The sequence below is a fragment of the Streptomyces sp. genome (assembly GCF_031178505.1).
GTDB classification, from domain to species: Bacteria; Actinomycetota; Actinomycetes; order Streptomycetales; family Streptomycetaceae; genus Streptomyces; species Streptomyces gulbargensis.
This window is the reverse complement of record NZ_JAPSIW010000190.1, coordinates 1-10,245: the sequence shown is the minus strand read 5'-3', so window position 1 is coordinate 10,245 and position 10,245 is coordinate 1. Positions and strand designations below refer to the sequence as shown.

General features: G+C 73.0%; 11 protein-coding genes. 5 read left to right on the top strand and 6 right to left on the bottom strand.

Annotated features, from left to right (window positions below):
- The first annotated feature begins 452 nt into the window (after positions 1 to 452).
- Entirely contained in the window at positions 453 to 1,160 is a 708-nt protein-coding gene (locus tag RIF68_RS15340; protein ID WP_309051801.1) for a DUF1707 domain-containing protein, read from the top strand.
- A 177-nt stretch (positions 1,161 to 1,337) separates the two neighbouring features.
- Positions 1,338 to 1,712, top strand: a complete 375-nt coding sequence (locus RIF68_RS15335) for a WhiB family transcriptional regulator (RefSeq protein ID WP_309051800.1) — start codon at positions 1,338 to 1,340, stop codon at positions 1,710 to 1,712.
- An 81-nt stretch (positions 1,713 to 1,793) separates the two neighbouring features.
- On the opposite strand, the gene glpX is transcribed toward RIF68_RS15335, so the two are convergent.
- A complete protein-coding gene (glpX, locus tag RIF68_RS15330; protein ID WP_309051799.1) occupies positions 1,794 to 2,825 on the bottom strand; it encodes a class II fructose-bisphosphatase in 1,032 nt (343 codons plus the stop codon).
- Positions 2,826 to 2,959: 134 nt separating this feature from the next.
- On the opposite strand from glpX, the gene RIF68_RS15325 reads away from it, so the two are divergent.
- Positions 2,960 to 3,475 carry a DUF4245 domain-containing protein gene (locus RIF68_RS15325; protein WP_375165704.1) on the top strand — a complete coding sequence of 172 codons (516 nt, stop codon included), beginning with the start codon at positions 2,960 to 2,962 and terminating at the stop codon, positions 3,473 to 3,475.
- An 89-nt stretch (positions 3,476 to 3,564) separates the two neighbouring features.
- On the opposite strand, the gene RIF68_RS15320 is transcribed toward RIF68_RS15325, so the two are convergent.
- From RIF68_RS15320 to RIF68_RS15305, 4 genes are all read right to left on the bottom strand, one after another.
- Positions 3,565 to 4,155, bottom strand: coding sequence for a malonic semialdehyde reductase (locus RIF68_RS15320; protein WP_309051797.1), 591 nt, complete (start codon positions 4,153 to 4,155; stop codon positions 3,565 to 3,567).
- Positions 4,156 to 4,441: 286 nt separating this feature from the next.
- Positions 4,442 to 4,720, bottom strand: a complete 279-nt coding sequence (locus RIF68_RS15315) for an exodeoxyribonuclease VII small subunit (protein WP_309051796.1) — start codon at positions 4,718 to 4,720, stop codon at positions 4,442 to 4,444.
- 53 nt (positions 4,721 to 4,773) lie between these two features.
- The gene (gene xseA / locus RIF68_RS15310) at positions 4,774 to 5,991 is read right to left on the bottom strand and encodes an exodeoxyribonuclease VII large subunit (protein WP_309051795.1); all 1,218 of its coding nucleotides are present in this window, start codon (positions 5,989 to 5,991) and stop codon (positions 4,774 to 4,776) included.
- 103 nt (positions 5,992 to 6,094) lie between these two features.
- A complete protein-coding gene (locus tag RIF68_RS15305; protein ID WP_309051794.1) occupies positions 6,095 to 7,453 on the bottom strand; it encodes an APC family permease in 1,359 nt (452 codons plus the stop codon).
- A 54-nt stretch (positions 7,454 to 7,507) separates the two neighbouring features.
- On the opposite strand from RIF68_RS15305, the gene RIF68_RS15300 reads away from it, so the two are divergent.
- Both RIF68_RS15300 and ppgK read left to right on the top strand, forming a co-directional pair.
- Entirely contained in the window at positions 7,508 to 8,509 is a 1,002-nt protein-coding gene (locus RIF68_RS15300; RefSeq protein ID WP_309051793.1) for a 4-hydroxy-3-methylbut-2-enyl diphosphate reductase, read from the top strand.
- 30 nt (positions 8,510 to 8,539) lie between these two features.
- Positions 8,540 to 9,316 (top strand): polyphosphate--glucose phosphotransferase, encoded by a 777-nt coding sequence (ppgK, locus tag RIF68_RS15295; RefSeq protein WP_309051792.1) that lies wholly within the window; start codon positions 8,540 to 8,542, stop codon positions 9,314 to 9,316.
- Positions 9,317 to 9,456: 140 nt separating this feature from the next.
- On the opposite strand, the gene RIF68_RS15290 is transcribed toward ppgK, so the two are convergent.
- A complete protein-coding gene (locus tag RIF68_RS15290) occupies positions 9,457 to 10,161 on the bottom strand; it encodes a DUF6542 domain-containing protein (RefSeq protein WP_375165235.1) in 705 nt (234 codons plus the stop codon).
- Between the last annotated feature and the right edge of the window lie 84 nt (positions 10,162 to 10,245).

Below are 10,245 nucleotides of genomic sequence, written 5' to 3'. Positions count from 1 at the left end.
GGACATGACGGCGGCCATTCCTCACTCGGCAGACAGCGCGCCGTCTCCGGTGGCGGCGCGCCCTCCAGCGTAGAACGCGGGCGGGACGCCGATCCTGTGAGGTAAGGCTCACTAGGCGGCGGGACCGTGCCGGAACGGAGTGTTCGGGCGGCCGGACGGCCGGGGAGCGAGGCCGGGCGACCGGTGGACGGCCGGGGTGGCCGAGGCCGTCGGGTGGCCGGCGGGGTGGGGCGCGCGGGGGGTGTCGGTGGCGGGCGGGGAGGGGCGTCGGTGGCGGGCGAGGCGGGGCGCGCGGGAGGGGCGTCGGGTGCCGACGGGGCGGGGCGCGCGCTGGCGGGTCCGCGCCGGCGTGCCCCAACGCGCCCTTGCGGGTGGCCGGTTCCGGGCGACGCGCCGGGATCTCCGGCCCCGCCCCCTGGTCGCGATCTATCGCGTTTCGCTAGGCTGACTCCGTGGACCTCGAAAAGCAGCCCGACCCCGAGAAGCAGCCGCGGCCCCCGGCGGCGGCCCCCGCCGAGCCCGCCGTCGCGGACCCGCGCGGCGCCATGCGCGCCTCGGACGCCGACCGGGACCGGATCGCGGACATCCTCCGGGAGGCCCTGGCGGAGGGGCGGCTCGACCCGGAGGAGCACGCGGAACGGATCGACGCGGTCTACCGCGCCAAGACCGTCGGCGAGCTGGAGCCGATCGTGCGCGACCTGCCGGCCGACGGCCGCGCCCGCCGCGCGCCCGACCCGGGCTACACCTACGCCGCGCCGGACGACGCCGACGGCGCCTCGGACAGTCTCGTCGCGGTCTTCTCCAGCACCACCCGCAAGGGCCGCTGGCGGGTGAGCCGCAGGACCAACGCCTTCGCCCTCTTCGGCAACATCGAGATCGACCTCACCGAGGCGATCTTCGCCCAGCGGCTCACCACCATCAACGCCACCTCGATCTTCGGGAACGTGGAGATCCGGGTCCCGGAGAACATCAGCCTGCGCGGCAACGGCAGCGGGGTCTTCGGCAACTTCGAGGTCGTCACGCTGGAGGGCGTCGACCCGCAGGCCCCGATGGTCGTCGTCAACGGCTACTCGGTCTTCGGCAACGTGGAGGCCCGCCCCAGGCGCGGCAAGTGGATCACCGACCTCCAGGGCAAGCTGCGCAAGCACCTCGGCCACTGAAGGGGGGCGTGCCGCCCGCCCGGCCGCTCCCCGGGGCGGCCGGCCCTGAAGTGACCGGAATTCACCGTCGGCCATCCGCAGTGCGGAACGGAGCCGTACGCAGTGCATAGGTGCACGCACAGCGGGTAAGGCTGCTCCATCGCCGCTCGCTCGCGAAGCCGTCGTCAGGAGTAGACCGTGCTGCAACTGCCGCATCAGCCCCTCCAGGTCGCCGCCGTACCCCCTCAGCGCGCTCCCGCCCGCGAGGACGAGGGCGGTCCCTGGCACACGGAGGCGGTGTGCCGCCGGGACGAGGCCGGGCTGTTCTTCGCTCCCTCCAAGGAGCCGACGGCCGCCCGACTCGCCCGCGAGGAAGCCGCCAAGCAGGTCTGCGCACGCTGTCCCGTGATGGTCGAGTGCCGGGAGCACGCCCTGCTGCAGCCCGAGCCGTACGGGGTGTGGGGCGGCCTCACCGCGGCCGAGCGCCGCGTCGTGCTCGCCCGCCGCCGGCGGCGCGAGGTGGAGCTGCGCAAGGCGGCGGCCACCGACGGCAGGATCGCCCAGGCCGGCTGACGCGGCCGCCGCACCCGGCGCCCGTACGGGAAGGGGCGCCCCCACCGCACATGGGGGCGCCCCTTTTCGTACCGCTGCGACCTAGTTCGCGCGGTCGAAGTCGATCTTGCTGTAGGCGCGGAGCTTCGACAGCCGGTGCGTCGAGTCGATCTGCCGGATCGTGCCCGACTTCGAGCGCATGACGAGCGACTGCGTGGTCGCCGTCTCGGCGCGGTAGCGCACGCCGCGCAGCAGCTCGCCGTCGGTGATGCCGGTCGCCACGAAGAAGACGTTCTCGCCGCTGACCAGGTCGTTGGTGGAGAGCACCCGGTCCAGGTCGTGGCCCGCGTCGAGGGCCTTCTGCCGCTCGGCGTCGTCCTTCGGCCAGAGCTTGCCCTGGATCACGCCGCCGAGGCACTTGATGGCGCAGGCGGAGATGATGCCCTCGGGCGTGCCGCCGATGCCCATGAGCATGTCGACGCCGGTGCCCTCGCGGACGGCCATGATCGAACCGGCGACGTCGCCGTCCGAGATGAACTTGATCCGGGCACCGGTCTCGCGGATCTCCCGGACGATGCCCTCGTGGCGCGGCCGGTCCAGGATGACGACCGTGATGTCCTCGGGGGAGGAGTTCTTGGCCTTGGCGACCCGGCGGATGTTCACCGACACGGGCGCGTTGATGTCGACGTAGTCGGCGGCCTCGGGGCCGGTGACCAGCTTGTCCATGTAGAAGACGGCGGACGGGTCGAACATGGTGCCGCGGTCCGCGGCGGCCAGCACGGCGATCGCGTTCGGCATGCCCTTGGCGTTCAGGGTGGTGCCGTCGATCGGGTCGACCGCGATGTCGACCTCGGCGCCGGTGCCGTCGCCGACCCGCTCGCCGTTGAACAGCATCGGGGCTTCGTCCTTCTCGCCCTCGCCGATGACGACGACGCCGTTCATCGAGACGGTCGAGATCAGGGTCCGCATGGCGTTGACCGCCGCGCCGTCCGCGCCGATCTTGTCGCCGCGGCCGACCCAGCGGCCGGCCGCCATGGCGGCGGCCTCGGTGACGCGGACCAGCTCGAGGGCGAGGTTGCGGTCCGGGGCCTCGGGAGAGACCTCCAGCTCGGGCGGGAGGTGGTGCTCGGTCATCGGGGCGCACCTTTCTGTACGGCGACGGCCGGGGAAAAGAGGGTGCTGCGACTCTATCGGTACGTCGACAAATTGAGCAGAGGGGCCCACGTATGAGCGCCGCACCATGATGCGACCATGGGGGCGTGGCAGGTATGCGAGGCAGGCAGACGGTACGCGGGATGTTCCAGTCCCTCGGGGTGATCATGGTCGCCGCGGGTGTGATGTATCTCTTCATCCCGCATGACGAGAACGCGGAACCGGTGAAGGAGAAGGACTACCGGGTCGAGCTGATCACGGCCCAGCGGGCGGCGCCGTATCCGGTGCTGGCGCCCGAGGGCCTCGGTGAGGGCTGGAAGGCCACGGTCGTCTCGTACAAGCGGGAGAAGGGCGACGCCTGGCAGCTCGGCTTCCTCTCGCCCGACACCCAGTACGTGGCCATCCACCAGTCGACGGCCGAGGCGAAGAAGTACGTGCCGGACGTCACGCACGAGGCGAAGAACACCGGCCGGACGCAGACGGTCGCGGGCCAGGTGTGGCAGCGTTGGGAGGGCCCGAAGTACGACGCGCTGGTCCGCACGGACGGCGGGGCGACGACCGTCGTGACCGGTACGGCCTCCTTCGACCGGCTGGCCGAGATGGCGGGCGCGCTCCGGGCGAAGAAGGCCTGAGGGCCCGCTCCGGACGACCGGACACGGGAAAGCCCCCGAGTGCTCGGCACTCGGGGGCTTTCCCGCACTCCACGGTCGGCGCGGCGGCGTCAGACGGTGGTGACGACCTCGTCGTAGGCCAGGCGCGGGGAGCGCGGGAACCAGGCGTCCTCGCCCGGCTTGCCGATGTTGACGACCATCAGCGGGGTGTGGTCGTCGTCCAGGAACTCCTTCTGGAGGCCGGCGAAGTCCAGACCGGTCATCGGGCCGGCGGCCAGGCCGGCGGCGCGCACGCCCACGATGAAGTAGGCGGCCTGGAGGGCGGCGTTGAACAGGGCGGACTGCTCGCGGGCCGGGCGCTCGGCGAAGAACATGTCCTTGGCCTGCGGGAAGTGCGGCAGCAGCGCCGGGAGCTCCTCGTGGAACTCGTTGTCGGCGGAGAGGATCGCGACCAGCGGGGCGGCGGCGGTCTTCGCCTGGTTGCCCTCGGCCATGTGCTTGACCAGGCGCTCCCGGGCCTCGGGGGACCGGACCAGGGTGATGCGCAGCGGGGTCTGGTTGAACGCGGTCGGGCCGTACTTCACCAGGTCGTAGATCGCCTGGACCTGCTCGTCGGTCACCGGCTCGTCGGTGAACGTGTTGGCGGTACGGGCCTCGCGGAAGAGGAGGTCCTGGGCGGCGGGGTCAAGAACGAGAGACATGCTGCGTACCTTCCGGACTGCAAGAGGAGCGCTCGCGAGGGGAGTGCGGGCGACGGCCTCGACAGTACGCCCGGGATTGATGAAAATTCAACTAATCCATGCGGATAGTGATCCGCTTCACGCTCGCAGAGTCTACGGGTCCGGGCGGCCGACTCGTCGTGAACAGGACAGAAGCTCGGTGCCGGGGGGAGGCGGGGCGGTCGTACGCGAGAAGTGAGCGCCCCGGTCTCGCCGGTGTCTCTCCCGTACGGGCCCGGCCGGGCCGCCCCGGCGCGGAAGCCGCCCGTCAGCCCTCGTCGTCCGCGTCCTCTTCCCCGTCCGCGCCGCCCCCGGCCGCCCGCTCCGCCGCCAGGGAGGCGTCGAGGCGGGCCCGGGCGCCCTCCAGCCAGTGCCGGCAGACCTTCGCCAGCTCCTCCCCGCGCTCCCACAGCGCCAGGGACTCCTCCAGCGTCGTACCGCCCTGCTCCAGGCGCCGGACCACCTCGATCAGTTCGTCCCGCGCCTGCTCGTACCCGAGCGCCGCCCCGGGGCCCGCGCCCGCCTCCGTACCCGTACCGCTCGCCATCCGCTTCCGTCCTCCGTGTCGTCGTGTCTCTTCCACCGGGCTCCCGCACCGCCCTAGGGCGTGCCCGGCACGCGGCGTACCGCGAACTCGCCCTCCGCCACCCGGGCGCGCAGGTCCTCGCCGTCCGCGACCTCCTCCGGGGAGCGGACCACCGCCCCGCCGGCCCGCTGGAGCACCGCGTACCCGCGCTCCATCGTCGCGGCCGGGGAGAGCGCCCGGACCCGGGCCCGGGTGTGCGACAGCTCCGAGTCCGCCCGGTCCAGCAGGTGGCCCAGGACCCGCCGGCTCCGCGCCAGGAGCGCGTCGATCTCGCCCACACGGACCTCCACCATCCGCTGCGGGTGCTCCATGACGGGCCGGGCCAGCGCGTGCGCCAGGCCGCGCTCCTCCCGCTCCAGGAGTCCCCGCACGGTCCGCAGGGCCCGGTCCCGCAGACCCCGCACCCGCTCGAGTTCCTCGCCCACATCGGGCACGACCTTCTTGGCCGCGTCCGTCGGCGTCGAGGCGCGCAGATCCGCCACCAGGTCGAGCAGCGGAGCGTCCGGTTCGTGCCCGATCGCGGACACGACCGGCGTACGGCAGTCGGCCACCGCCCGGATCAGCTGCTCGTCGGAGAACGGCAGCAGGTCCTCGACGCTGCCGCCGCCGCGCGCCACGATGATGACGTCCACGCCCTCGTGCGCGTCGAGCTCCTTCACCGCCTGGATCACCTGCGGCACGGCCCGGACGCCCTGCACCGCCACGTTCCGCACCTCGAAGCGGACGGCGGGCCAGCGCCGCCGCGCGTTCTCCAGGACGTCCCGCTCGGCCGCCGAGGCCCGGCCGCAGACCAGACCGACCAGCTGCGGCAGGAACGGCAGCGGCCGCTTCCGGTCCAGGGCGAACAGCCCCTCCGAGGCCAGGCTCCGCTTCAGCTGCTCCAGGCGGGCCAGCAGCTCCCCGATCCCGACCGGTCTGATCTCGGCCGCCCGCAGCGACAGCTGCCCCCGCGGCGCGTACCACTCCGGTTTCGCGTGCACGACGACCCGGGCGCCCTCGGACACGACGTCCGCCACCGCGTCGAACACCTGCCGGTAGCAGGTGACGCCGATGGAGATGTCGTGCGACGGATCGCGCAGCGTCAGGAAGACGACCCCGGCGCCGGGGCGCCGCGAGAGCTGCGTGATCTGCCCCTCGACCCAGATCGCCCCGAGCCGGTCGATCCACCCGCCGATCAGCCGGGAGACCTGCCCGACGGGGAGGGGAGTTTCGGCGGACGTAGTCAGACCCATGCACCGAGCGTAACGGCGAGGTCCGACAACGTCAGGACCGCGTGCCCTCGGGGGCGTGCACGACCCGCCGGGCCTCGGGCCCGGGTGTCGCTGCCGCCGGACCTCAGCTCCGCGTGCCCCGCGCGCCCCGTGCCGTCCCCTGCACCGCCAGGACGACGAGGCCGACGCCCAGCCACACCGCGCCCACCACCTGGGCCGCGCGCGAGGCCTCCACGATCACCGCGATCAGGATCACCGCGCCGAGCACCGGCAGGACGACGTGCTTCAGCCAGTGCGGCGGCCCCTCGGCCCGCCGTACGGCGAACCACCCCACCACGCTCGCGTGCAGCAGGACGAAGGCGGTGAGCGCGCCGACGTCCACCACCGACACCAGGTGGTCGAGGCCGTCGTCCCGCCGGGCCGCCCACACCGCCGCGATCATCGTCACCGCCGCCGCCACGAGCAGCGCCACGCGCGGCACGCCCGCGTCCGTACGGGCCAGCACGTGCGGCAGCCGGCGGTCACGGCCCATCGCGAACAGCAGCCGTCCGCCGGCCGCCTGTCCGGCCAGTGCGGCGAAAGCCGCGCCGATGGCCTTCGACACCGCGACGAGATCGTGCAGCCAGCCGCCCACGGACGTGTCCACCGCGTCGTAGAAGGCCGAGCCCTGCTTCGCGGGATCGGCCGCGAGCTCGGCCGAGGAGAGCGGTTCGAGGAGCGCCACGAGCCAGGTCTGCGCCACGAACAGGACACCCGCGAGCGCCAGGCAGAACAGCACCGCCCGCGCCACCTTCCGCGACCCGCCCGTGACCTCCTCCGCGAACGAGGCGATGGCGTCGAAGCCCAGGTACGACAGCACGGCCACCGACACCGCGCCGACGACCGCCGCGAGCGAGAACGACAGGTCCCCGGTGAGCGGCGACCACCAGTCGCGCCGCGCCCCGTCCCGTACGAGCACCACCACCGCCGAGACGACGAAGACGAGCAGGACGGCGATCTCCATCGCCAGCACCGCGAAGCCGACGCGGGCGGCCGCGCGGACGCCCCACAGGTTGAGCAGGGTGGTGATCACGACCGCGATCCCCGTCCAGATCCACCGGTCCACCCCCGGAACCAGCGCCTCCATGGCGATGCCCGCGAAGAGGTAGGCCACGGCCGGGATCAGCAGGTAGTCGAGCATCGCCATCCACCCGGCGATGAATCCCGGCCCCTCGCCGAGCCCCTTGCGGGCGTACGTGAAGACCGAGCCGGCCTGCGGGGCGACGCGCACCATCTGCGCGTAGCTGAAGGCGGTGAACGCCATGGCGACCGTGGCCACCACGTACACGAGGGCGACCGCCCCGTGGGACCGGGCGTCCAGCGTGCCGAAGACGCCGACCGGCGCCATGGGCGCGATGAACAGCAGGCCGTACACGACCAGATCCCGGAACCCGAGGTTCCGGCGCAGTGTCCCGTGATCCGCCACCCGCGCGTCCTGAGCCATGGGCCCAGTTTCGGCCACGCCGCCGATCAAAACGGCGACCGACGCGGCCTTACGATGGGACGCATGACTGCAACGCCCGCGACCAACCGCCCGAAGCGTGTCCTGCTCGCCGCTCCCCGTGGCTACTGCGCGGGCGTGGACCGTGCCGTGATCGCCGTGGAGAAGGCCCTGGAGCAGTACGGGGCGCCGATCTACGTCCGGCACGAGATCGTCCACAACAAGTACGTCGTCCAGACCCTGGAGCGGAAGGGCGCGATCTTCGTCGACCAGGCGACCGAGGTGCCGCCGGGCAACATCGTGATGTTCTCCGCGCACGGCGTCGCCCCGACCGTCCACGAGGAGGCCCGCCAGGGCCGCCTCGCCACCATCGACGCCACCTGCCCCCTGGTCACCAAGGTCCACAAGGAAGCCGTCCGCTTCGCCAAGGAGGACTTCGACATCCTCCTCATCGGCCACGAGGGCCACGAGGAGGTCATCGGCACCTCCGGCGAGGCCCCCGACCACATCCAGCTGGTCGACGGCCCCGAGGACGTCGCCAAGGTCGAGGTCCGCGACCCCTCCCGGGTCGTCTGGCTCTCCCAGACCACCCTCTCGGTCGACGAGACGATGGAGACGGTCGACGCGCTGAAGGAGAAGTTCCCGCAGCTCATCTCCCCGCCGTCGGACGACATCTGCTACGCCACGCAGAACCGCCAGCTGGCCATCAAGGAGCTGGCCGGCGACGCCGACCTCGTCATCGTGGTCGGCTCGAAGAACTCCTCGAACTCGCAGCGGATGGTCGACGTCGCCCTCCAGGCCGGCGTCCCCGCCGCCCACCTGGTCGACTTCGCCAGCGAGATCGACGAGGCGTGGCTGGAGGGCGTGACCACCGTCGGCCTCTCCTCCGGCGCCTCCGTCCCGGACGTCCTCGTCCAGGAGGTCCTGGAGTGGCTGTCCGAGCGCGGCTACGTGGACGTGGAGATCGTCAAGACCGCCGACGAGTCCCTCACCTTCTCCCTCCCGAAGGAACTCCGCCGCGACCTGCGCGCCGAGGCCGCCGGGCTCGTCAAGGAGTAACTTCGGGCCCGGTGCCCATACGGTGATTCCATGAACGTCTTCGGAGTGGACATCGGCGGCTCGGGCATCAAGGGCGCCCCCGTGGATCTGGAACGGGGTGCTCTCACCGAGGAACGTCACAAGGTACTGACCCCGCAGCCCGCCACACCCGACGGTGTGGCGGGCCGCGTCGCGGAAGTGGTGGAGCACTTCGGGTGGTCCGGTCCCATCGGGGTGACCTTCCCCGGCGTGGTGACCGGTTCGACCATCCGTACCGCGGCCAACGTCGACAAGGGCTGGATCGGCGTCGACGCGGCCCGGCTCATCGGCGAGCGCGTCGGCGGGCTCCCCGTGACCGTCCTCAACGACGCCGACGCGGCCGGCCTCGCCGAGATGACCTTCGGCGCGGGCCGGGGCCGCACCGGCACGGTGATCATGCTGACCCTCGGCACGGGCATCGGCTCGGCCCTCTTCGTCGACGGCCGGCTCGTCCCCAACACCGAGCTCGGCCACCTGGAGCTGAAGGGCCACGACGCCGAGAAGCGGGCCTCCGCGAAGGCCCGCGAGGACGAGGAGCTGACCTGGGAGCACTGGGCGACCCGGCGGCTGCAGAAGTACCTGGCGCACGTGGAGATGCTGTTCTCGCCCGAGCTCTTCATCATCGGCGGGGGAGTGAGCCGCAAGGCGGACAAGTTCCTCCCCCTCATCGAGGACATCCGCGCGGAGATCGTGCCCGCGCAGCTCCTGAACAACGCGGGCATCGTGGGCGCGGCGATGGCCGCCGCGTCACCGGAAGCCGGCGGCCGGGACCGGTCGGCCGGGTCCTGACACCCGCCGCCGCGACCGGGCACCCGCCGGGCGGTGCGCGACGGGTGCCCGCCCGGCGGGTCCCGCAGCCCGCCCTGGGGAGCCCGCGCCACCCGCGTACGGCCCGGCGGGACGAGGTCCGGCCCCCGTCGTACGACTCCCTAGGGAGCGGTACGACGGGAGGGCGCCGGCCGGGGAGCGGCGGCGGGACGCGGTCCGGCCGCCTCGCGGGCGGCGGCAGCGGCGCGCTGCTGCTGCCGCCGCCCCATGTCCCGTACCTTCCGCACACTCGCGATGAGCCCGGCGACGAGCGTTCCGCCGTACAGCCACCCGGCGTGCACGGCGAGGGCCGTGACGACCGCCATGGCCTGGCCGCCGATGCCCCCCGAACCGCCGGAGACGGGGACGACCCCGACGGCGAACGCGATCGGTACGCCGATGGGCGCCGTGACCAGGTCCGCGGGCCGCACCCAGAGCGCGGTCAGCGCGCTGACCGGCAGGAACAGCAGCCCGTAGACCAGCGGGGACCCGTCGAACAGCAGCCGGTCGAGCACGCCGAGCACCAGCATGGCGGCGCAGGCGAAGAGACCGGCGCCGAGCCCCGTGAGCCGGGGCGAGGGCAGCCGCCGCAGGGCGAGCACGACCGGCGGCACCGGCCGCCGCGCCCCTGGGGGCCGCCTGTCTCCGGGACGCCCGGCCGCGCCCGTACCGGCGGCGGCCCGTTCGACGCGGGCGCCCCCGGGTGTCCGTCCGGAGCGGCCGGTCACGCGGTAGACGGCAGCGCCCTCCACCGCCGCACCGGGCGGCGCGAGAGGGGTTTGCGGCCGTCGGCGGCCTTGGGGCTGACTTGTCCTGTGCTGCTCCACTCCACCAACGTAGGTCGGGAAGGGGCGGGAATCCGGTCCGGGACACGCCCTTTGGGTGACCTTGACCCCGACTTCGGCCGAAGG